The sequence below is a fragment of the Macrococcus epidermidis genome (assembly GCF_024205965.1).
Classification (GTDB): Bacteria; Bacillota; Bacilli; order Staphylococcales; family Staphylococcaceae; genus Macrococcoides; species Macrococcoides epidermidis.
In genome coordinates, this window is the sequence record NZ_CP073819.1 from 650,897 (window position 1) to 673,499 (window position 22,603).

At 34.3% G+C, this 22,603-nt stretch carries 22 protein-coding genes; 16 read left to right on the forward strand and 6 right to left on the reverse strand.

Annotation, left to right across the window (positions count from 1 at the left end; genetic code table 11):
• Positions 1 to 47: 47 nt before the first annotated feature.
• The 6 genes from KFV12_RS03540 (at position 48) to KFV12_RS03560 (ending at position 6,927) form a co-directional block, all read left to right on the forward strand.
• Entirely contained in the window at positions 48 to 1,595 is a 1,548-nt protein-coding gene (locus KFV12_RS03540) for a DNA-binding protein (RefSeq protein WP_254257316.1), read from the forward strand.
• A 4-nt stretch (positions 1,596 to 1,599) separates the two neighbouring features.
• Entirely contained in the window at positions 1,600 to 3,303 is a 1,704-nt protein-coding gene (locus tag KFV12_RS03545; RefSeq protein WP_111714231.1) for an immune inhibitor A domain-containing protein, read from the forward strand.
• Between the two features lie 152 nt (positions 3,304 to 3,455).
• Complete coding sequence (locus KFV12_RS03550) at positions 3,456 to 5,834, forward strand: immune inhibitor A domain-containing protein (RefSeq protein WP_254257317.1); 2,379 nt, start codon at positions 3,456 to 3,458, stop codon at positions 5,832 to 5,834.
• Positions 5,835 to 5,937: 103 nt separating this feature from the next.
• Positions 5,938 to 6,336, forward strand: coding sequence for a GNAT family N-acetyltransferase (locus KFV12_RS03555; RefSeq protein WP_254257318.1), 399 nt, complete (start codon positions 5,938 to 5,940; stop codon positions 6,334 to 6,336).
• A 23-nt stretch (positions 6,337 to 6,359) separates the two neighbouring features.
• Positions 6,360 to 6,491 (forward strand): hypothetical protein, encoded by a 132-nt coding sequence (locus KFV12_RS13265; protein ID WP_302054728.1) that lies wholly within the window; start codon positions 6,360 to 6,362, stop codon positions 6,489 to 6,491.
• Positions 6,475 to 6,927 carry a 2-thiouracil desulfurase family protein gene (locus KFV12_RS03560; RefSeq protein WP_254257319.1) on the forward strand — a complete coding sequence of 151 codons (453 nt, stop codon included), beginning with the start codon at positions 6,475 to 6,477 and terminating at the stop codon, positions 6,925 to 6,927. Before KFV12_RS13265 ends, KFV12_RS03560 begins: the two co-directional genes overlap by 17 nt.
• Here KFV12_RS03560 and KFV12_RS03565 read toward each other — a convergent pair.
• Positions 6,912 to 7,484 carry an LOG family protein gene (locus KFV12_RS03565; RefSeq protein WP_111714234.1) on the reverse strand — a complete coding sequence of 191 codons (573 nt, stop codon included), beginning with the start codon at positions 7,482 to 7,484 and terminating at the stop codon, positions 6,912 to 6,914. The two genes, KFV12_RS03560 and KFV12_RS03565, sit on opposite strands and share 16 nt — an antisense overlap.
• Positions 7,485 to 7,540: 56 nt before the next feature.
• Between KFV12_RS03565 and KFV12_RS03570 the strand changes: the two genes are divergently transcribed.
• Complete coding sequence (locus tag KFV12_RS03570) at positions 7,541 to 8,008, forward strand: GNAT family N-acetyltransferase (protein ID WP_254257320.1); 468 nt, start codon at positions 7,541 to 7,543, stop codon at positions 8,006 to 8,008.
• Here the strand turns inward: KFV12_RS03570 and KFV12_RS03575 are convergent.
• The 4 genes from KFV12_RS03575 to KFV12_RS03590 all read right to left on the reverse strand — a co-directional run bounded on the left by KFV12_RS03575 (position 8,005) and on the right by KFV12_RS03590 (position 10,914).
• The gene (locus tag KFV12_RS03575; protein WP_242444206.1) at positions 8,005 to 8,466 is read right to left on the reverse strand and encodes a YaiI/YqxD family protein; all 462 of its coding nucleotides are present in this window, start codon (positions 8,464 to 8,466) and stop codon (positions 8,005 to 8,007) included. The genes KFV12_RS03570 and KFV12_RS03575 overlap by 4 nt on opposite strands.
• A complete protein-coding gene (locus tag KFV12_RS03580) occupies positions 8,453 to 9,391 on the reverse strand; it encodes a hypothetical protein (RefSeq protein ID WP_254257321.1) in 939 nt (312 codons plus the stop codon). The genes KFV12_RS03575 and KFV12_RS03580 overlap by 14 nt, the downstream gene beginning before the upstream one ends.
• A 106-nt stretch (positions 9,392 to 9,497) precedes the next feature.
• Complete coding sequence (locus KFV12_RS03585) at positions 9,498 to 9,917, reverse strand: MarR family winged helix-turn-helix transcriptional regulator (protein WP_111714237.1); 420 nt, start codon at positions 9,915 to 9,917, stop codon at positions 9,498 to 9,500.
• Positions 9,918 to 10,059: 142 nt separating this feature from the next.
• Positions 10,060 to 10,914 (reverse strand): undecaprenyl-diphosphate phosphatase, encoded by an 855-nt coding sequence (locus KFV12_RS03590; protein WP_111714238.1) that lies wholly within the window; start codon positions 10,912 to 10,914, stop codon positions 10,060 to 10,062.
• A 118-nt stretch (positions 10,915 to 11,032) separates the two neighbouring features.
• Between KFV12_RS03590 and KFV12_RS03595 the strand changes: the two genes are divergently transcribed.
• The 3 genes from KFV12_RS03595 (at position 11,033) to KFV12_RS03605 (ending at position 15,203) form a co-directional block, all read left to right on the forward strand.
• A complete protein-coding gene (locus KFV12_RS03595; RefSeq protein WP_254257322.1) occupies positions 11,033 to 12,619 on the forward strand; it encodes an ABC transporter ATP-binding protein/permease in 1,587 nt (528 codons plus the stop codon).
• Entirely contained in the window at positions 12,619 to 14,241 is a 1,623-nt protein-coding gene (locus tag KFV12_RS03600; protein WP_254257323.1) for an amino acid ABC transporter ATP-binding/permease protein, read from the forward strand. The genes KFV12_RS03595 and KFV12_RS03600 overlap by 1 nt, the downstream gene beginning before the upstream one ends.
• Before the next feature lie 125 nt (positions 14,242 to 14,366).
• A complete protein-coding gene (locus KFV12_RS03605) occupies positions 14,367 to 15,203 on the forward strand; it encodes a DegV family protein (protein ID WP_111714241.1) in 837 nt (278 codons plus the stop codon).
• A 45-nt stretch (positions 15,204 to 15,248) separates the two neighbouring features.
• Here KFV12_RS03605 and KFV12_RS03610 read toward each other — a convergent pair whose 3' ends face one another.
• Complete coding sequence (locus tag KFV12_RS03610) at positions 15,249 to 15,686, reverse strand: MarR family winged helix-turn-helix transcriptional regulator (protein WP_111714242.1); 438 nt, start codon at positions 15,684 to 15,686, stop codon at positions 15,249 to 15,251.
• A 251-nt stretch (positions 15,687 to 15,937) separates the two neighbouring features.
• Here KFV12_RS03610 and KFV12_RS03615 point away from each other — a divergent pair, with 251 nt between their 5' ends.
• The 6 genes from KFV12_RS03615 to KFV12_RS03640 all read left to right on the forward strand — a co-directional run bounded on the left by KFV12_RS03615 (position 15,938) and on the right by KFV12_RS03640 (position 22,489).
• Entirely contained in the window at positions 15,938 to 16,846 is a 909-nt protein-coding gene (locus KFV12_RS03615; protein ID WP_170122423.1) for a CobW family GTP-binding protein, read from the forward strand.
• An 18-nt stretch (positions 16,847 to 16,864) separates the two neighbouring features.
• Positions 16,865 to 17,731, forward strand: coding sequence for an aldo/keto reductase (locus KFV12_RS03620; RefSeq protein ID WP_254257324.1), 867 nt, complete (start codon positions 16,865 to 16,867; stop codon positions 17,729 to 17,731).
• Positions 17,732 to 17,919: 188 nt separating this feature from the next.
• On the forward strand, positions 17,920 to 18,663 hold the full coding sequence (locus KFV12_RS03625) for a DeoR/GlpR family DNA-binding transcription regulator (protein ID WP_239242366.1): 744 nt from the start codon (positions 17,920 to 17,922) through the stop codon (positions 18,661 to 18,663).
• Positions 18,664 to 18,673: 10 nt separating this feature from the next.
• Positions 18,674 to 19,594, forward strand: a complete 921-nt coding sequence (gene pfkB, locus KFV12_RS03630) for a 1-phosphofructokinase (RefSeq protein ID WP_254257325.1) — start codon at positions 18,674 to 18,676, stop codon at positions 19,592 to 19,594.
• Positions 19,595 to 19,604: 10 nt separating this feature from the next.
• Complete coding sequence (locus tag KFV12_RS03635; protein WP_254257326.1) at positions 19,605 to 21,512, forward strand: PTS fructose transporter subunit IIABC; 1,908 nt, start codon at positions 19,605 to 19,607, stop codon at positions 21,510 to 21,512.
• Positions 21,513 to 21,715: 203 nt separating this feature from the next.
• Positions 21,716 to 22,489, forward strand: a complete 774-nt coding sequence (locus tag KFV12_RS03640; RefSeq protein WP_111714248.1) for an alpha/beta fold hydrolase — start codon at positions 21,716 to 21,718, stop codon at positions 22,487 to 22,489.
• The last annotated feature ends 114 nt before the right edge of the window (positions 22,490 to 22,603 follow it).

A 22,603-nucleotide genomic window follows, 5' to 3' on the forward strand; every position in this document is an offset into this window, starting at 1 on the left:
GTATATGTCATAATATATATTAATACACTATTTTAATGAGGATACTTATGAAAAAAATCACAGTACTATTTGCAGCAACGATATTTCTGACTGCATGTAATTCATCAAATGAATCTAACACAACAAATCTTAAATCTAATAACGTAAGCGAAATATTATTTGATGCTTCACATGGCGTGACTGCTGGTGAAGCGGATTGGGTTATCGATGGTGGCTTTTCTACGTTTAATGATGACATTAATAAGTTAGGTTTTACTACTGCTTCTACAGATTATCAGACAGAGATTACACTGAAATTATTAAAACGATATAAAGCATTTATTATGCCAGAACCTAATATACCTTTAAAAGCAAGTGAGCAACAAGCGATTAAAGAGTATGTCAATAGTGGTGGTAGCATCATGATGATTGCAGATCATTATAACGCTGACAGAAACTTAAATCGCTTTGATGCTTCGGAAATTTTTAATGGATACCGACGTGGTGCATTTCACAATATTACAAAAGGTATGTCGCAGGATGAAATAAATGCTGATAGAATGCAAGATGTTATTTCAAGCGACTTTCTAAGTGAAACATTTGGAGTACGTTTCAGATATAATGCATTAGATGATGTCGTATTGTCGGCGAAGGATGAAGATAATGCTTTCGGTTTGCTTGATGATGTTGAGAAAGTAAATATGCATGCCGGCAGCACAATCATGATAACTAATCCTGAAATCGCTAAAGGTATCATCTACCCTGAAAAATTATCAAAAAATGATAAATGGTCGCATGCGGTAGATCAAGGGGTCTATACAAATGGTTTTAAAGATGAGGGGGCCTTTATTGTGATTAGTAAACTAGGGAAAGGTAAAGCCGTATTTATCGGTGATTCATCAATCGTTGAAGATAGCACCCCAAAATATGTGCGTGAAGATAATGGTCAGGAAAAGCAGACATACGATGGAATTCGCGAGATGGATCATCAAGTTTTAATGGAAAATCTCATACAGTGGATGATGAAACAAGAAGACTATTCTTCGTTAAAGGGTAAGGTTTCTTTAGATAAACCTACGAAAGTGTTAAAATTTGAAATACCAGAGCAATCAACTGAACCGAAACGTGAACCTTGGGGAACACCTGGACATGATTATAAATGGTATAATCCATCAACTTTTGAACCGGGTAGTTTTGGCAAAGACACAAAGCGTATAGCTGTATCAAGTAGCAAGCATCAACAGAATAATAAATCAACAAATAAAAAAGATAATACAGATAATAAAACCACACAGGATAAAACGATAACAGGAAATAAAATTGACGTACAGTATCCAAAGACGGTAAGTATCGGTCAGCGTTTCACCGTGGATGTATATACTCAGGAACAGCTAAATCAAGTTTCAATTGAACTGATTGATGCTGATGGTGAGCAAGTCGGCCTTTTTGATGGCAATCCGCCCGGACAATCGCGCGCTTATGATACTAAAAAATATGAAAATCGTTTTCATAGCTATTTTCATGGTAAGATAGCTAGAGAAGCGAACGGTGAGATTACGATTAATATATATGCGAAAAATAAATTAATACAAAAAGAAAAGATGATTGTGAGGTAAGGCAGTGAATAAATTCATTAAAACATTATCAATAGCAGCTATTTCGACTGTATTGTTACCAACGAGTATGGTATATGCCACTAATACACAAGTACCAAAGACAGAAGAAGAAATTAAGTTTGATAATACCGATAAGATTAAAGTGAATGAACCAGTACTTAAATCGAGTTCTACTGTTGCAAATAAAGTGCCGGCATTTAAGAAAAGGATTTATCGTGAACAACCGATGAAAGAAAACGTGCTCGTCGTGATGATGGATTTTAGCAATAGTCCAGCTTCTACTTTGACAAAAGCTGATACTGAAAACTATCGTAAAGTTTATGATAAATCATATTATGAGCAGTTATTCTTTGGTGATTCAATTACAGGACCTGATCAGAAACAGTATGATTCTATCAAAAAGTATTATCAGAACGTGTCTGGAAATAGTTTAGAACTACAAGGGCAAGTAACAGGATGGTATCGTGCGAAACATCCTCTAAATTACTATGGACATAATGAAGATGAAAAAGTAACTGAATTAATTATGGAAGCAGCTACGCATGCAGCTCAAGATAAAAGTATCGATATGAGTAAATACGATCAATATGATTATTATGATTTAGACCAGGACGGTAACATGAAAGAACCGGATGGCATCATCGATAAATTTGTCGTTGTATTTAGTGGTATCGGTGAGAGTGAAGGCGGTGGTAAGTTCTTACAGAATTCGATTTGGGAACATGTTTCTGAAGTAGCGTTATCAAAAAATGGCAATCCAAAATCAATCCCTGGAACATATAGCAAACATTCAAAATTCTATAAAAATCGTCTTGGAATCGCTGAATATGGTATTTTAGCTGAAGATAGTACGGTAGGCACATTCTCACATGAATTTGGCCATATGCTTGGTTTAATTGATGAATATGACACAGCGCCGAATGCAAATAGTCATGCCGGAGAACCAGTAAGATTCTGGTCGTTGATGAGTTATGGCGCAGATGCCGGCATTATTCCCGGTATGGAACCAGTCGGTTTAAGTCCATTTGCAAAGTCAGATTTACAACAAATTTACGGTGGAAACTGGATACTAGGTAGTGAAGTAAACTATAAGAATATTTCTTCGAAAAAAAGATATTATTTATTAGATCAGGCAAGTATTAAAGGTGTTAATAATGATGTTGTGAAAGTGAATTTACCACCTATAAGAAAGAAAGATAAGAATGGTAAGGTGAAAAACTACAATCATTATTATCTGTTAGAATGGCGTTCACATAACGGTGTGGATAAAGGACTATCGCATATTAAGGATCCTTTTGGCATCAATCAATATGGTAAAGGTTTATTAATCTGGTATGTAAATGAAACGTACCCGGATAACGCAAATTTATCTAAACACTTTGGTAAAAGTTTAGTTGGTGTCGTTGATGCTAGTCCATCTAATATCACAACACCAGATGGTTTAATACCGATGTCAGATACGCAAGTGTTTGATGCACCATTTAATACGAAAAGTTATGGTCAGTTTAACAAAGCAAAAAATTATTTCTTTAAGAAAAAATCGACTAAACCTGTAACTTTATTTACAGATAAACGCTATAGTTTATCTGCTAGAGAGCGCATGCAGGTACCAGACAGTAGTCGTATATTGCCACAACTTGGTATAAAGATTAAAGTTGAAGATCAAAATACTGATGGAACAGTAGCGAAAATCAGTATTTTCAAGTAAATATTTTGATAGAACAGGACAGTAATTGCTGTCCTGTTTTTTTTGTTACATATTTGTAATAATAAAAATGTTAAAAAATATATTTACAATTCTGAAAATTTAGAAGATAATAATTTCAGAAACAAAAATTAAAAGCATTCGGGGGCTAAGCGATGAGAAAAAAACAATTATTTTCTTCACTACTTGCGTTATCTTTAGGGTTTTCAAGTCTTGGTTTAACAAGCGGTGCAGCATATGCTGATACGAAAGTACAGACGATGAGTGGCAGTGGTTTCGATGCGGGTGTTGCAAATGAAGAACGATTAATTAAGATGTTACAAAAAGAAGGGATACTTTCTAAAACAGCATCGAGAGCTGAAGCAGAGAAAGCAGTACAACAATTTCTAAAACATAAGCAGGAACAGTCTAATAAATACATAAGAAATAAAGGTGCATTCGATAAGAAATATAATAAAGTCACAACAAAGAAAAATGCACAAAATGCACAAAATAAATATACAAAAGGTAAAGGGAAAAAATTAGGACACGCTAAAAATTTACCATCAGTAGTACCTGAAGTGTATTCAGGTGAAAAGCGTACAGACAAAGTCTTACTTTTAGCAATCGACTTTCCAGATTATAAAAACTCTACAATTACTAAAGAAGAATCAGATATGTTCTATGAAGACTATCCGATGAGTCATTTCCAGGACATGGTGTTTAGTAAAGATGGATATAAAGGTCCTAATGGAGAAACATTAGTAAGTATGCAACAATATTATAATAATCAGTCAGGTGGCAGTTACGCGTTGGACGGAGAAGTGCATGGCTGGTATACAGCAAAACATGAAGCAGCATATTACGGTGGAAATTATCCGGATGCTGATGGAAATGATCAACGACCGAAGGAACTTGTGAAAGAAGCGCTTGAAGCAGCAGCGAAAGATCCTAACGTTAATTTAGAGGAATATGATCAGTGGGATCGATATGATCTTGATGGGGATGGTGTATTAAATGAAAAGGATGGTATCGTCGATCACGTTATGATCATCCACGCATCACCTGGTGAAGATGCTGGTGGGGGTCGTCTAGGTACAGATGCTATCTGGAGTCATCGCTGGAGTTTAGACTTTGACGAACAAGGTGAGCCATATACTATTCCAAATACGAAATCAGGTCAGGATCGCTTCGGAGGAGAGCTTGCAGTAATTGATTACACGATTCAACCTGAGGATGGTGCTGCGGGCGTATTCTCACATGAGTTTGGACATGACTTAGGCTTGCCAGATGAGTACGATACAATTTACTCAGGTAAAGGTGAACCTGTTTCATTCTGGTCAATCATGTCAAGTGGTAGCTGGGCTGGTAAAATCCCTGGTACAGAGCCAACAGGATTTGATCCATACATGAAGGAAATGTTACAGGATTTTCATGGTGGTAACTGGCAGACAGGTAGTGAGGTAGATATTAAAGATGTAACGAGTGTACCACAGGAGTTTTTATTGGATGAAGCGACAACGAAAGGTACGAATAATGATGCAGTGAAAGTAACGTTACCAGATAAAGTTACTAACATTGTAACGCCTAAATCTGGTTCTAAATTGTATCATAGTGGTTCTGATAATGATTTAGAAACAACACTGTCAACTTCTGTTGATTTAACAGCCGCTAAATCTGCTGAATTCACATTTGATGCGTGGTATGATATTGAAAAAGGTTATGACTATGCATATGTTCAGGCTTCTACTGATGGTGAGAAATGGACTAATCTAGAAGGTAATATTACGAATAATGATGACCCTGATAATAGCGGATCTAATATGGGTAATGGTATCGATGGTAAAAGTGATGGATTTGTTGAAGCTAAATTCAATCTAGATCAGTTTGCCGGTCAAAAAGTTCAGTTGCGTGTACTTTATAAAACTGATAGTGGATTTATTGCACCAGGATTATATTTAGATAACTTAAAAGTAACTGCAGATGGTAAGGTCGTCTTAGAAGATGGCGCTGAAACTACACCGAAGTTTGAATTAAATGGATTCAGTGTATCTGACGGTAAGAAATACAGTAAAAACTATTATTTATTACAATGGAGAAGTCATAATAAGATTGATGGTGGTTTAGCACATATTAAACGTGGCGACGGATTCTTAACATACAATCCAGGTTTAATCGTAGAATATGTCGATGAATCATTTAGTGACAACCACGTTGGTAAACATCCAGGTGAAGGTTATGTAGGTGTCGTTGATGCCGATCAAAACGCACTTGTTTGGGATGGAGAAAGCCCAGGACCAGCATCAACACAATGGCAGATGCGTGATGCAGCATTTAGTCTAACAAAACAAGATCCACTGAAAATTACATTAGATGAAACATCTACGTTAGTGGATAAATCATTAGTTGCAAATGCTTTATTTGATGACAGCAAAGATTATTCAAATAAAGCACAACCTCATGCAGGTAAAATCTTACCAAAACATGGTTTAAAAGTAAAAGTTGTTGGAGAATCAAAAGATAAAACGACAGCAAAAATTATTGTTTATAAATAATTTATTATAAGAGTGAAACAATTTTATTTGTTTCACTCTTTTTCAATGTCTTCATTTAAGTTAGACGTTGAATTTGGTATATTTATATCAACAGGAGGATATCATGATATATTTTGAGACCGAGAGATTATTATTTAGAGATTGGCAGGAAAGTGATTTACCGAAATTTCAGGCAATGAATAGTGATTTTGATGTACGACGTTATTTTCCGGATGTAATGAGCAGTGCGAGAAGTGAAATTGCCTTTTATATCATGCAGGCTGAAATTACACAACATGAGTTAGGTCTTTTCGCAGTTTCCTTGAAAGAAACAAATGAATTTATCGGTTTTATCGGGATGCAGTATTTAATTCCGACAAGACATTTTAATCTACCCTTTATGCCTTGTTATGAGATTGGCTGGCGTCTAAGAAAAGCATTTTGGCATCAAGGATATCACGAGGTGTATTACACTATGCTCAACAAAAAGGCATTAAAGAAGTATATAGCTATACAAGTTTAATGAATAGACCGAGCAGAAGAATAATGGAAAAGTTAAATATGACATTTGTTCGTTCATTTCAACATCCATTGATAAATGAGCGTCATCCATTGAATGAACAAGTGTTATTTCATAAATATTTATCTGGAAGTGATATAAATGATATTAATCAGTAGTTGTTTAATAGGAGCATATGTAAGATATGATGGTGGCTCGCAAGGTGATACACGTCTTATAGAACTCATAAATGAAGGCAAGGCGATACATGCTTGTCCCGAACTTCTGGGTGGCTTAAATGTACCACGTGAACCAGCAGAGATTATCGGTGGAGACGGATTTGATGTATTAGATGGACAGGCAAAAGTGCTGACGGCTGGCAATAAAGATGTAACTGCAGCATTTGTAAAAGGTGCAGAAGCAACATTAAAGATACTATTAACTGAAAATATAGATACTGTTATATTAAAGGCTAATAGTCCAAGTTGTGGTAACAATCAAATCTATGATGGCACATTTAGCGGCACAAAAAAACAAGGCGTAGGTGTTACAACCGCCTTGTTAATTAGAAATGGTATTAAAGTGTTGAGCGAACAAGATTATTTTTCATCATAACGCTTAACACTTACGGGTGTTGCATTGTTCATCTTGTCAATCAATGTATCAGGATCACTTTCAACGATGGCAAGATGACGATAATGTTCACCGATAAATCCATCCTGCATCATTTTTTCTAACATTTCGATTAATGGATTATAGAAACCATCGACATTCAGGATGCCAATTGGTTTTTGATGCAAGCCGAGTTGCGCCCAAGTAAATATTTCGAAAAATTCTTCAAGCGTTCCGGCGCCACCTGGCATCATGATATAACCATCACATAATGAAGACATCATATCTTTACGTTGATGCATCGTATCTACAGTATAAAGTTCCGTTAGATTTGGGTGTGCCACTTCTTTTTCCTGTAAAAAGTTTGGGATTACGCCAATTGCGCGACCATCGTTATTGATGACACTATCAGCAATAACACCCATTAAACCAACTTTACCGCCACCAAAAACCAATCCTATATTATTTTTTACGAGTGTTTTGCCAAGTTCAGAAGCAAATATCTCATAGTTAGGATGAACGCCTTTATTTGATCCGCAATATACAGCGATATTTTTCATGTAAAAAATCCTTTCTTTTATGGTATTATAAGTTGTAATGAAATGGAGTGAATATCTTGATTAACATTAAACCGGTAGACACAATAACTGACATCGATTTGAGTCATTATGAATTACCAGCAAGACAAATGTTGTATGCAGGTCATCCAAGATTTATACTAACACGAAATAAACCACAATACATCCCATTTATCATTGAAGAACAGGACCGTCTCATCGGTGTATTTGCATTAGAGGCAGGCGAGATATTAGAGAAGATTGGTGCACCTCAACATGCAGTATACTTACGTGGCCTTTCAATTAATTTTTCTGAGCAGAATAAAGGTTATTTTAAAGCATCGCTTGCAGCACTAGAGCGATATTTATTAGAACATCATCCAGAAATTACAGCGATTTATTTAATGGTAAATGTAAATAATGATGCATATTATGCTTTTATTAAATCAGGATTTAAAGATGAGAAACGGATTGTGCGTCAAGGATTATCAAAATTAAAAGTATTATCAAAAAAACTTAGCAGTTAAGGTGCTAAGTTTTTTTCAATACATTGTTCTAAATGAGTTACAAAACTATGGCGATCATTCATTGTAAACTTTGAAGGACCTTTAATTCTTTTTCCTGCATTGCGTTCAATCTGATTATGATAACGTGTTAATAACAATAAATCGATATTATCTTTCGTATACATATTGCCATTGTGATGCATCACGATAGCATGATTGATTAATAGACTCGCTAAACCGTAATCTCCAGTAACGACGATATCATGGTTCGTAGCAATCCTTTTAATTTCGTAATCTGCACTATCGTTGCCTGTATCAACATATTTCGTTTCAACAAAATCAGGAAAATCCTGCATTGTAAAGTGTGAGAAGTCTTTAACGAGCAACACTTTGAGCTTGTACTTTTCAGCGACATGAATCACTTCCTGAATGACAGGAGAACTATCTGCATCGACAATAATCCGATTAACGATTGTCAATTTGCTGTGCCATCAACTGACGATGCTTTTCAAATAACTGCGCATTATCATAGTTTTCTTCAGCTTTTACAGCAGTTTTTTGTGTCTTTTCTTGTTGTGGCGTAGCAGATGCAGATACATTTGTATTTTTTACAAATGGTTGTGATAGTGATTGGATTTTATTACTAGCATTTGTTTCTTCACGACTGTTTGAAACGTTTTGATTAAAGTTAAATAGAGAACGCTTTTGTATTGGCGTGTTAAACTTATGGTTTTTGTATTTTTTCATTTCTTTGATCATCGCGCTTTGTTGCGCTTTGATTATTTTATCTTCTTCTGCGTGACGTGTGTTCATTGTTGCTTCTAATTTCTTTGCAAGATGATTGATAGCTTTTTGATCTTTGTGATTTACTTTTTTCACTTGCACAGGCGAAAAATTAATATTTTCCTCAGGTAGTTTTGCTTCATAGTTTTTATATTGTTTCATTTCTTTTTTTAGCTCTTTTTGTCGTGCATTTATATTTTTATCTTCTTCATTACGACGATCTTCAATATGTTTAGATAAATTCTTGTCTAACTTATTCATTTCTTTTTGAAGTTTCTTTTCATTTTTTTGAGCTAATTTCTCGTTCGTTTTATATAAATTCATTTGTTGGTTATATTGGTGTTTTTTCTTACTATCCTGTGCTTTTTGGCTCACAAATTGAGCTGTACCCGCTGTTGCACTTTTAACAGTATGAGCAGCCTTCGCCACATTATGAGAGGTATGTACAACTTTGTCTTTCGTTTTAACGCCAACTTCTTTTGTAGTATCCATCACTTTCAATGATAAAGCAGTCGCTTTTTGAACTTCTTCATGATCTTTTATGCGATGACGTTCATTATAAAGGGGTACTAATATTAAAGCAGCTACATTTATTACTGATTTTATCGTTTCTTTTTTCATAGCCTGATTCTCCTTTTAACCTATTAATAGTCATTATTATATAGTATTTACCCTTATATATAAAAAGATAACGAAGTTATTTATATAACTTCGTTATCTTTTAAAACTATTCATATGTGACATTGTCTACTATTTTCTTGCTATATGCCATAAGTTTTTTATAGTCTTCAGCTTCTAATTTACTTGCTTTAAACATTTGTAGAGGCACTTTATATAAATCTTTGACTAATGATTCACCTTCCTCAGTCAGTTGAATCATCACGATACGTTCATCCGCATCACTTCTATGACGAGAGACGATACCACGCGCTTCCATCTTTTTTAAGATGGGAGTAATCGTTCCAGATTGAAATGCCAGGCGTTCACCAAGTTGAAGAACCGGCATCACTTTTTCTTCATGCAATACCATTAACACGAGATAATGTTGGTAACTTAATTGTTTGTCTTTTAATAAATTTCGATTATAAAATTTAATAATCTCACGCTGCGCAAGATACATTTGATAGTCTAACGAATTTTGTGGCATAAATGCTCCTTAAAGGTGTGGTGTAAATAATAGATTTATTATATCACTTATTGAATCAGAAATATAATAAAAATCACTTTTTTCACTATGAAAAAGTGAAATAAAAATACAACTCACGTGGGAGTTGTATTAAAAAGTATCGTTAAATTCCATGTCCAATGCCGAATCCGTAATATAAAATTGCGATGACAGCAACTAATACTAAACGGTAAATTGCGAAAGGAATTAATTTAACACGATTGATTAAATTTAAGAATAATTGAATGGATAATACACCGAAAATAAATGCAGCGATGAAACCTACGATATAGAACATAATCTGATTGCTCTGGATATAATCGATATTGCTGATTAAACTTTTAGCACTTGCCGCAAACATAATGGGTACTGCCATAATAAAAGTAAAGTCACTTGCTGCTTTATGATTCATCTTCAACAGAACACCTGTAGAAATAGTAGAACCTGATCTAGAGAAACCTGGCCACAATGCTAAACATTGTGCGATACCGATAATTAATGCATTTTTGTAACTGATTTCATCTACTGTTGTTGGATTAGGGACTTTCTTAGCATAAAGATCTGCAGCGATCATTAGGAATGCCCCTAATGCTAAACCGATTAATACAGTTGGTACAGAAAATAAATGCTCATCGATAAAATCATCAAATAATAGACCCATAATTCCTGCAGGTAATAACCCGATAAAGACATGTAATAAATTTAGTTTTTTTCCGGATGGATGTGGTGTTTTATCTTTTTCAAGATGAAACATTTCTAAGAAACGATGACGGAAAATCCAGGCTGCTGCAAAAATTGAACCAAGCTGAATCACAATCTTAAATGTGTTTGCAGATTCCTGGCTGCCAAGTACTTGTTTTGTTTGTAACCACATATCATCAACAAGTATTTGATGTCCGGTTGATGATACGGGAGCGAACTCTGTTAATCCTTCAACGATACCAAGGATGAGCGCTTTAATTAATTCGAAAAATTCCATGAGTGAACCACCTTTAATATACTTTTTAAATTCTATAAAATTATAGCATAATCCGTCAGAATGCACTATTTATACTTAATGAAGAATAAATGCTATAATGCATTCGAGGAGGGATTATGTGAAATTTTTAACACAACTCACTAAACCATTTATCGGTATTCATATACTGTTATTCATTTTAAGTATCATGTTAAGTGTCATTATCATTACGCAAAGTTTAGAAATTGGTAAAGTCATTGATTTTATTTTAACAAACCACCAATATCAAATCTCTCAGACTTTAGTTGTAATTTTATTGATATTAGTCTCCAGAGCAGTCATCCAGTCTCTAATAAAGTACAGTGGACATCTGTTAAGTCATAAGATAAAAAATAAATTAAGAAACAGGATTTTATTTAAAAATAATGATGCAGGTGAACTGATGAATTTTAGTCAGCAGGGGGTGGAAGGAGTTCATCCATTTTTTGCAGATTATTTACCACAAGTATATAAATCGATGTTAATTCCATTGATGATCATCTTATTCTTATTTAACTTTCATTACCAAACAGCACTGATTATGTGTATCACAGCGCCTTTTATACCGATATTCTATGTTATTATCGGTATCAATACTGCTAAAAAAGCAACGGATCAGATGCTTTCATTAAATCATTTTTCAAATTATTTTTTAAATGTCATGAAAGGAATTATGACAATTAAACTATTTAAATATGATGATAAAGCGATGGGGAAAATTGAAGATTACTCCGTACAGTACAAAGATAATACAATGAAAATATTAAAGACGGCATTTTTATCTACGTTGATGCTTGAGTTTGTCTCTATGTTATCCATCGGTATCATTGCTCTGGAAATTGGATTATCACTCATCGTATTTAAAACAGTATCATTTTATGTGGCGGTAGTTGTGCTTATGTTAGCACCTGAATTTTACAATGCCTTAAAAGATTTAGGACTCGCATTTCATACAGGTAAACAATCAAGTGGTTACGGTGACCTTATTGAATCTTCGTTAGATGAACAGGTGCAGACAACAAATATTTCGTATCACCAAAAAAACACAATCGCATTTAACAATATGAAAGTGAGGTACCCAGATAGTGATTATCTATTATCTATCGATACTGAAATACCGATGCATCATTATGTAATTGCAGGACCGAGTGGCGCTGGTAAATCAACGCTTGCTAAAGTGATTGCTCAGCTGCAGTATGCAACAGGTGAAATGAAATTACCTGAATATTTGAAAGATAATATCGTCTATTTATCTCAGGACCCGATTATATTAAACACATCGATAATGAATAACATTACGATGTTTCAGTATATCGACGAGAATATTGTGTATCAGTATGCAGAACAATTAAAATTACATGACTTGTTTAAGAATATGCCTGAAGGATACGATACCATCATCGGTCAAGGTGCCCGACAATTATCGGGTGGCGAAGCAAGACGATTAATGTTACTGAGAGTCTTCGTTCAACCTAAAGCACTCGTTATCTTTGACGAACCGACAGCGATGTTAGATATAGACAGTGAACACATCATAAATGAAGCAATCAATAAACTTAAAGACATAAGTACTGTATTTGTTATTGCACATAATAAAAATACGATAGAATCAGCATCTCATGTAGTGCGCGTGAAAAATGGTCAAGTAAGTATACATGACAAAGTGAAAGTTTCGGAGGTGATATAGTGCGCTATATTTCAAAAATGACAAGAAAATCACTTATCATCGCTATAATCATAGGAACGATTGGTGGTCTCACTGCAATCGGGATGTTCAGTCTTAGCGGGCTAATGTTGTCAAAGAGTGCCTATCAAGTACCGCTCTATACTTTAATGACGTTAGTAGCGACTATTAAATTATTTGGCGTCGTCCGTGCGATCTGTAAATATTTCGAACGTCTCATTAGTCATGAAGCTACATTTGAAATGTTAAAAGATGTGCGTGTAACAACTGTGCGTCATCTACTCGAAAACTTTATAACAATTCATTCAAAATATCATTTATCAACATTATTAAATCGCACTGTAAATGATGTTGAGAAACTACAGAATCTTCTGCTCAGAGTCATTTATCCACCTGTCATCGCTATGATTACTACAGTAATTATAACTTGTATTTATGCTCAGTATAGTATATATGCAGTTATCGTATTATTTATTGCGATGTTGTTATTAACCATATTATTGCCGACTGTGATTACAAGATTTTTAAAAAGGGTAGTGAATAAAAAAATAGAAGCAACAAATCAATTTGAACATCACCTTTTAGATTATCATCTTGCCCAGGAAGCACTGGCAGTATTTGATAAATCGGATAATTATCAGCAACAGCTTGTACAAAAACAACGCAATATGGAACAGGCAATTAAGAAAGAACATAGTATCATTATCCTGTATGATTTTTTATTAAATCTAATCGCGATGATTGCTATATTTTTAGTAATATATGTAATGATGTTTGATCCAACCCGAAATACACTGATGTATTTAAGTATCGTAATGGTAGCGATAACACTTTTTGAAATGAGTATTCCTATGATTCACTATCCATATCATAAAGTAGAAACGGACAAATCGATTAATCATCTTGACACATTGAATGAACGTGTCCACTATCAAAATATAGAAGAAAAGGTTCATACAATACAGCTCGCAGATGTAATCGTCGATCAACGCCTTTCTAATATTAATATGACTGTTCATCAGGGTGAATTTGTGGGTATCGCCGGGCAAAGTGGTGCAGGTAAAACTACGTTATTAAAAACGATGCTTGGATTAGAAAAAATTAAAGGTGATTATTTATTAAATGGAAAGATGATAAAAACACCGGCTAATCTTTTACAGATGTTTAATGTAATGGAACAGCATAATCATTTTATCAATGGAACTGTTGCAGAAAATATGTTTGTAGATGTAAATCCTCATCAGTTAAATCAGCTTTTAGAACAATTTCAATTGCCATTTAAAAGTGAAACAATGATACACTCATTTGGCGAGAATTTATCAGGTGGAGAAAAGAAACGATTACATTTTATACGCATGATTTTACGCAATAAAGATGTCTGGATAATGGACGAACCATTTAATGGTGTTGATAAAGCGAATCAGAAGATTATGCTTGATTATTTAAATCAATTACAATCAACAACGATTATAATGGTTTCGCATGATTTATCGGTATTTAATCATTGTGATAAGCTTTATCTCATTGAGGATGGGCAAATGGTTGAAGAGGGTGCAGGATCTTTATTACACGAACAAAATTCAAGGTTTTATCAGTTACTTCAGCAACAATTGTTATCAGTATAAAATAATATATTAATAATAATCTTATTCATAACCAAGATTACAACTTTTGAAATAAAATATTGTTATATAAATTAAATATTTGAATCATTTTATGATATGATGAAATAAATAAAAGGAGGTACATCATGAACAAGATTGCTTGGGTAACTGACACGTCATCAGGCTGTATAATAGGTGAAAAAGATACATTTGTAGTGCCGATGGGTGTTATTTTGAACGAAAAACATTATCAGGATCAGGCAGAATTATCTGTAGAAGAATTTTATACCTTGCTTAAAGAATATGGTGATGGTGCAAAAACGACTCAACCTAATTTTAAGGCGATTCACGATGTGTATGAAGAAATTGAAAAGTTAGGATATACGCATATCATCGCAATACATCCTTCTAGTAAACTTACTGGATCATTTCAAAGCTCAGTGATAGCGAGCCAAGAAGTGAATATCACTTCAGCAGTAATTGATAGTAAGATTGGTAGCTATCCGATAAAAGCAATGATTGAAGCTGGTAAAGAGATGAATGCTGAAGGTAAATCATTCGAAGAAATTGTGGAAACTTTAAAAAGATATGCTGAAGATGCAGTATTAGTATTAAATCCTAAAAATTTAGATCAAATGAAGAAAAGTGGTCGAGTGTCAAAAACACAAAGTTTTATGGCTGGATTATTAAATATTCATTTAGTATTACAATTTGAAGATGGCAGTATATATCCGGTAGATAAAGTAAGAACGAAGAAAAAAGTAGTAGATGCTGTAAAAAAGCAGGTTGAGAAAAATCTTGCTGAATTTAAACCGAAAGAAATTTGTGTTGTATATGCTGGCGACAAAGAGGAAGCAAATATTTATATCGAGTGGTTAAGAGAAGCGTATCCTGAAATTAATATCGTTAGTGAAATATTAGTACCTGTAGCAGGTGTACATTTAGGATATGGGACAATTGGTATCTCATGGATTAAACGATAATAAAATACCGAACACAAATTCTAAATTTGTGTTCGGTATCTTCATTTATTCTTGTTCTCGTAAGCTGTGGATTAATTTATTCAATAACTTACCGAATTCATTATATTCATCATCAGTAAATTGAGAAACTTCTTTTAATATATCTGTAGCACCTTCAAGGTGTGATTGAATTTCTTTGCTTTTATCTGTAAGATGGACAAATACTTCACGTTGATCTAATTCTGAACGTACACGCATAATTAAACCATTCGTTTCCATACGTTTTAGTAACGGTGAAATTGTACCTGTATCTAATGAAAGTTCAGTGACTAATTTTTTCACGTTAACTGGAGATGATGTCCAAAGTATTTGTAAAACAAGATACTGTGGGTAGGTTAGGTTATATTGCTTAAAGATTTTGTTGGAATAATATCGGTTTACTTGTCTTTGCGCGTTGTATAAGCTAAAACAAAGCTGATTGTCTAGCTTGAAATGTTCTGTCATTTTGTGCCTCCTATATATGTATGCTAAACAATTAATGTCATGTAAAGGTATATATCTTAATATCAGTATACTCTATAAACACGAAATAACCTAATTTGTTCTTAATTAACATATTATATTTACAAACATTTTTCAAGCTAATTTACAATCTTTTTGTATGTAAATTGTTAATATGTTCAAAGGTCTATACTTATTACATAAATAAGTCTTTAAATACAATACATATTATTTATATAATGGAGATGAATATTTTGAATCAAGAGAGAAAAATGAATATTTTAATTATAAGTGGATTTTTGGGAAGCGGAAAAACAACTTTACTTGCGCAAATCATAAAAAAGAATCAAAACAAAAAAATTGCTATCCTTATGAATGAATTAGGTGGTTTTAATATTGATTCTAAAATTCTTGGTGAGGAGACACCATATAATGAATTATTGAATGGATGTATATGCTGTGATCTTAAAAGTGATGTTGCAATTCAAATTAATGACCTCTATCATCGTCATCATCCTGAACTTATTATTATAGAAGCAACAGGAGTGGCTCATCCTGTAGAAATATATGATGCATGTACCGAACCAACAGTGACTAAAATTGCTCAAGTTTTAAATATAACAACGATTCTGGATTGTTCAAGATTTTTGGATCGTAATAAATTCTCATATACTGTGAAGCATTTAATGGAAGAACAAGTGAAATATGCACATGTTGTCATATTAAATAAGATGGATTTAGTCACTGAAGATGAGCAGCAACAAATTATTCAGCAAGTAACAGACCTAAATCCAAAAGCAAAGCAGATACAAACTACGTATTGTGCCTTAGACACAGCACAGCTTGAATATTATGGTGCTCATATTGATGCACATAACCATATGCATCACGGTATACAATCAATCGTATATGAGTTTAGTGGTGCAATAGACGCACGACAATTCGTAGAGTGGCTGAGAACTTTACCGGATGAAATTCTTCGGATTAAAGGATTTATAAAATTTAGAGAAAACCCTACACAGGTTGTGCTATTCCAATATGCATATGGCATACCTCAATACGAAGAAGAAATGATGAATTTGCCATTAAAGTTAGTCATTATCGGTGAACAACTAAATAAAGAAAAGTTATTAAATCAATTAGATCTATTACAATTTGGATAAAAGACGGGGGAATACGTTATGGAAATGTCTAAAGTAGTTCAGGGATTTTGGAGATTGAATACATGGCAATATAATAAGGAAGCTTTAAATAGATATTTACATGAGCTCATTGAACTAGGCGTAACTACGATGGACCACGCTGACATTTATGGAGACTATACGTGCGAAACGATTTTTGGTGATGCGCTAAGCTTAACGCCGGAACTAAGAAAGAAAATGCAGATCGTTACGAAATGTGGTATTGTGCTAAGATCAAAGACAATGCCACAATTTGATTTTCATAAATATGACTATAGTAAAGCGCATATTGAAGCATCTGTTGAAAGAAGTTTGAAAGAACTTAAGGTGGATGAAATTGATCTATTATTATTACATCGTCCCTCTCCATTACTTGATGCTGAAGTTGTGGCTGGAACTTTAAAGCAGTTACAACAAAAAGGTTATGTGAAACAATTTGGCGTTTCAAATTTTAAAGCACATCAGTTTGACCGTTTAAATCAAGCAATGCAGCATGAAGGATTGTCACTTGATTATAATCAGGTTGAATTATCACCACTCAATCTTGAAAATATCGAAGATGTCACATTAGAAACGATGAAGGCAAAGCAAGTTGATATTATGGCTTGGAGCCCACTAGCAGGTGGCAAAATATTTGAAACCGGAAAAGTTCAGACTGTATTAAATGGTATTGCAAATCAATACAACACAACAGTTGATGATATTGCATATCGTTTCATTAATCATTTGCCATACAATATACATCCGATTGTCGGTTCGCAAAGTTTAGAACGCACGAAAGTTGCTTTACAAGCACAAAATCACAGTCTGACTGATAATGAATGGTTTATGATCTATACCGCAGCATTAGGCAGAGATATTCTGTAAATAAAGTATGCTAGAAATAAAAAAACGTATGTTGTTAACTGACAACATACGTTTTTTTATATCTATTCATAAACTATGACCGTTTTATGACGTTTTATAAGAAAATTAATTTATCATGAATGATTTTGGATGAAAAAGATTGACTTTGATGTTCGGATAAATTAAGATATGAGTGTATTCAAGGAGGGATGAACGTGCTAACGATTAAAAGACATGAAACCATCCTTAATCTATTAGAGGCACATGATGTGATATCACTACAGTTACTGATGGATGTAACTTCAAGTAGTGAATCAACGATTCGCAGAGATTTATCTACATTAGAAAATGAAGGCAAACTTATTCGTGTCCATGGTGGTGCGAAGAAACTTACTGAAAAACATAGAGATATTGCGTTTTCAGTCAAATCGACGACCAAAGTAGAAGAAAAAAATGAAATTGCAAAAATTGCTGCTTTACAAGTCAAAGATCATGATTGTATCTATTTAGATGCTGGTAGTTCAACATTAGCGATGATTCCGTATTTATCACAGCAACACATTACCGTTGTTACGAATGGTGCAACACACGTTCCGCAGCTTGTTGATAAAGGGATAGAAGTTTATATGATTGGTGGATTTATTAAAAAAGATACATATGCATCTATCGGTGTTCAGGCAATTGAAAATTTAAAGCAATTCAGATTTGATAAAGCTTTTATGGGCGCAAACGGTATCCACATTCAACATGGATTATCTACACCGGATATTGAAGAAGCGTATATAAAGCAACTTGCTGTGAAAATTGCACAGAAATCTTTTTTTCTCATTGATGATTCAAAATTTGATGAATATACATTTGCTAAAATTTGTGATTTGGAAAAAGGAAAGACCATTATTATTACGAATGCGCAAAATGAGAAGACTAAGCCCTATGAAAAATACTTAATATAAAGGAGCACATATGATTTATACAATAACATTAAACCCATCGATTGATTATGTCATGTTTACACAAGATTTTGATTTAGGTGGTTTAAATCGTGCAACAACGACCCATAAGTTCGCTGGAGGAAAAGGAATCAACGTATCTCGTGTATTAAAAGCATTAGATCAACCATCCACTGCACTCGGGTATATCGGAGGATTCCCTGGCGCATTTATTAAGAATGAACTTGAATCTGCATACATTCACACAGACTTCATTCTTGTTGAAGAGGATACACGCATTAACGTTAAGTTAAAAGGTGATACTGAAACAGAAATTAATGCTGCAGGGCCAGATGTCAATGCAACGAACCTTGAAGCATTACTGAATCAGATAAAAGTACTCACGACAGAAGACTATGTCATCATTGCAGGATCTGTACCAAAGTCGATGCCAGATGATATTTATGCAACGATTGCTCAAATTTGTGCTGAGAAACACATTCCATTTGTCGTAGATGCAGAGAAATCATTGCTTACTCAAACTTTACCGTATCATCCAGAGTTCGTAAAACCTAATAAAGTAGAGTTAGAAGAAATGTTTAATCTTACTATAAGGGATGATCATGATACGATTCAGGCAGCACGTTTATTGATGGAACAAGGTGCAAAACATGTTCTTGTATCTCTTGGTGGAGAAGGTGCCATACTTGTTACAGCTGATGCTTGTTATAAAGCTACAGTGCCTAACGGTAAGGTCATTAACACAGTAGGATCAGGAGACTCAACAGTGGCTGGGATGGTTGCTGGATTTGCCCAAAATAAGTCAATAGAAGAAAGTTTCAGACAGGCAGTATCATGCGGCACTGCAACTGCATTTACAGAAGATTTGGCAACAAGCGAGCAAATCGCTGCAATAATAAATAAAGTTACAATTACAAAAATTGAAGGAAAATAGGGGTGTAAACATGAGAATAACAGATTTATTAAAAGAATCTACGATTGCAATGGATTTATCAGCTACAACTAAAGATGGTGTTATCGATGAATTAGTTGAGACACTTTATAATGCTGGTGTATTAAACGATAAACAAGCCTATAAAGAAGCAATACATGCACGTGAAGCTCAAAGTACAACAGGTGTCGGAGAAGGTGTAGCAATTCCCCATGCTAAGACGGATGCAGTGGCTAAACCTGCGATTGGTTTCGGTAAATCGATTGAAGGTGTTGATTATGAATCACTTGATGGACAACCCGCAACATTATTCTTTATGATTGCAGCGCCAGCCGGTGGAGCACAAACACATTTAGATGCATTAGCTAAGTTATCAGGCATATTGATGAATGAAGAAGTACGCGCGCAATTATTACATGCAGCAACAGCAGAAGAAGTATTAGAAATTATTGAACAAAATGATGAAGTAGAAACAAAAGAAGAAGTAGTATTAGCACCAACCGGCAATGCTACAAATGACAATTTAGTATTAGCAGTTACAGCATGTCCAACAGGAATTGCGCATACGTATATGGCAGCAGATGCACTTAAAAACCAGGCGAAGAAAATGGGCGTACCGATTAAAGTTGAGACGAATGGTTCTGGTGGGATTAAGAACCGTCTGACTGATGAAGAAATAGCACGTGCTAAAGGAATCATTGTAGCAGCAGACGTTAACGTTGAAACAAATCGTTTCCATGGTAAGAACGTTGTCATGGTACCTGTAGCAGATGGTATTAAACGACCTGAGGAGTTAATCAATATGGCTCAGGATGACACACGTCCATTATTTGAAGCAAAAGGCGGACAAGCGAAATCTTCAGGCAGCAAAGAGAAAAAAGGATTCTATAAACACTTAATGTCAGGTGTATCAAATATGTTACCGTTTGTTGTAGCGGGTGGTATTTTAATGGCGATTGCTTTCATGTTTGGTATTACATCATTTGATCCTACTAAATCAGATTATCATCCATTTGCTGAAGCGTTATGGGCTGTTGGTAACAAATCAGCATTCGCATTAATGGTACCCATCTTAGCAGGTTTCATCGCTATGAGTATTGCGGACCGTCCTGGTTTAGCGCCAGGTATGGTTGGTGGTATGTTAGCGGTAAGTGGTGGTTCAGGATTCTTAGGAGGTTTAATTGCAGGTTTCTTAGCAGGTTATTTAGTTGAAGGTATTAAAAAATTATTAAGTGGTATGCCTCAATCATTAGATGGTTTAAAACCAACACTATTATTCCCGTTATTAGGGGTAGCAAGTACTGGGTTATTAATGTACTACGTTGTTAATCCACCAGCAAGCTGGTTAAATAAATTAATGGCAGATACATTAAACAGCATGAACGGCACAAACATTGTAATTCTAGGTTTAGTATTAGGTGGTATGATGGCCATCGATATGGGTGGTCCATTTAACAAAGCATCATACGCATTTGGATTTGCAGCAATTGAAGCAGGTAACTATGCGCCGATTACTGCAGCTATGATTGGTGGGATGGTACCACCACTAGCTATCGCATTATCAATGATTATGTTCAAAAATAAATTTACAAAAACTCAAAAAGGTTCATTATTATCAAATATCGTTATGGGATTATCATTTATTACTGAAGGTGCAATTCCTTTCGCAGCAGCTGATCCTGCGCGTGTTATTCCATCAATGATTGCTGGTAGTGCAACAGCAGGCGCACTCGCTATGGCATTTGGATGTCGTGTACCAGCACCACATGGTGGTATCTTCGTAGTTGGATTAGATAAAGGTCATTGGCCAATGTTCTTATTAGCATTATTCATTGGTGTTGTTGTGTCAGCAGTAATTTATGGCTTGCTTAAAAAGAAACCAACAGAAGCGGAATTAGAAGAAGAAGCAGAATTAGCATAATCCATAAAAGTATTTTAATCACCAAAAGAACACTTGAATATAACTCAAGTGTTCTTTTGATTTATAAAATTTTACGATATTTCCTGAGAAATATTGAAAACGTTCACAAAAAAATATATAGAACCGTGGTATAATATAATGATAATAGGGTATAATTTAATATTAATAATTAAAGCTACATAATTAGAGAACGGATGATCAATATGTTATATCATAAAACGTATATAAAAGATGAAAATGCCCCTTGGATTACTTTTATCCATGGGGCTGGTGGGAGCTCTACCATTTGGTTTAAACAAATCAGATATTTTCGTAAAGATTACAATATCTTACTTGTCGATTTAAGAGGACATGGTAAATCGACAGAAGTTGTATGGAAGAAGACAGATTCGTTTAAGACACTTGCTGCAGAGGTAATTGAAGTACTTGATGAATTAAATATTAAAAGTACGCATATCATTAGTTTGAGTTTAGGGACAATCGTTGCTCAGACGATTGCTGATGAATATCCGGATAGAGTACGTTCTCTTGTATTAGGTGGTGCGATTATCAGTCTGGATATTCGCACAAAGTTTTTGTTAATGGTTGGTCGTATTTCAAAGAATTTTATTCCGTATATGTTATTATATAAACTTTTTGCTTATATTATTATGCCTCGTAAAGAGCATGAGGAATCTCGTCTTGCTTTTATCAATGAAGCTAAGAAAATGAGTCAGAAACAATTTGTGAAATGGTTCAGTTTAACGCGACTGATCAATCCATATTTAAGTCATTTACAAGTTTCAACAAAAAGGATTCCAACACTTTTTTTAATGGGTGACGAAGATTATTTATTTATTCCACCTGTACAAAAAGTAGTTGATAATTATTCCAACTTCGGTTTAGAAATTATTAAAGATTCTGGGCATGTTTGCAATATAGATCAGCCAGAAGCTTTTAATACATTAAGTCAAAAATTTATCGCTACATATTCGTAAGGATTGTAATACTCCTTTCTCACACAAAGGAGTATTTTTGTGTTAAAATAACCCTAGTCTTTCAATTTTATCTCAGGAGGTGACTACCATTGGGAAGGCCATAAATTTACATGA

What these genes read in the sequence shown, in the direction of transcription:
- KFV12_RS03540 (WP_254257316.1), top strand. Translation starts at nt 48, where the DNA reads ATGAAAAAAATCACAGTACTATTTGCAGCAACGATATTTCTGACTGCA.
- KFV12_RS03550 (WP_254257317.1), top strand. Translation starts at nt 3,456, where the DNA reads ATGAGAAAAAAACAATTATTTTCTTCACTACTTGCGTTATCTTTAGGG.
- KFV12_RS03555 (WP_254257318.1), top strand. Translation starts at nt 5,938, where the DNA reads ATGATATATTTTGAGACCGAGAGATTATTATTTAGAGATTGGCAGGAA.
- KFV12_RS13265 (WP_302054728.1), top strand. Translation starts at nt 6,360, where the DNA reads ATGGAAAAGTTAAATATGACATTTGTTCGTTCATTTCAACATCCATTG.
- KFV12_RS03560 (WP_254257319.1), top strand. Translation starts at nt 6,475, where the DNA reads ATGATATTAATCAGTAGTTGTTTAATAGGAGCATATGTAAGATATGAT.
- KFV12_RS03565 (WP_111714234.1), bottom strand. Translation starts at nt 7,484, where the DNA reads ATGAAAAATATCGCTGTATATTGCGGATCAAATAAAGGCGTTCATCCT.
- KFV12_RS03580 (WP_254257321.1), bottom strand. Translation starts at nt 9,391, where the DNA reads ATGAAAAAAGAAACGATAAAATCAGTAATAAATGTAGCTGCTTTAATA.
- KFV12_RS03585 (WP_111714237.1), bottom strand. Translation starts at nt 9,917, where the DNA reads ATGCCACAAAATTCGTTAGACTATCAAATGTATCTTGCGCAGCGTGAG.
- KFV12_RS03590 (WP_111714238.1), bottom strand. Translation starts at nt 10,914, where the DNA reads ATGGAATTTTTCGAATTAATTAAAGCGCTCATCCTTGGTATCGTTGAA.
- KFV12_RS03605 (WP_111714241.1), top strand. Translation starts at nt 14,367, where the DNA reads ATGAACAAGATTGCTTGGGTAACTGACACGTCATCAGGCTGTATAATA.
- KFV12_RS03610 (WP_111714242.1), bottom strand. Translation starts at nt 15,686, where the DNA reads ATGACAGAACATTTCAAGCTAGACAATCAGCTTTGTTTTAGCTTATAC.
- KFV12_RS03620 (WP_254257324.1), top strand. Translation starts at nt 16,865, where the DNA reads ATGGAAATGTCTAAAGTAGTTCAGGGATTTTGGAGATTGAATACATGG.
- KFV12_RS03625 (WP_239242366.1), top strand. Translation starts at nt 17,920, where the DNA reads ATGAACGTGCTAACGATTAAAAGACATGAAACCATCCTTAATCTATTA.
- pfkB (WP_254257325.1), top strand. Translation starts at nt 18,674, where the DNA reads ATGATTTATACAATAACATTAAACCCATCGATTGATTATGTCATGTTT.
- KFV12_RS03635 (WP_254257326.1), top strand. Translation starts at nt 19,605, where the DNA reads ATGAGAATAACAGATTTATTAAAAGAATCTACGATTGCAATGGATTTA.
- KFV12_RS03640 (WP_111714248.1), top strand. Translation starts at nt 21,716, where the DNA reads ATGTTATATCATAAAACGTATATAAAAGATGAAAATGCCCCTTGGATT.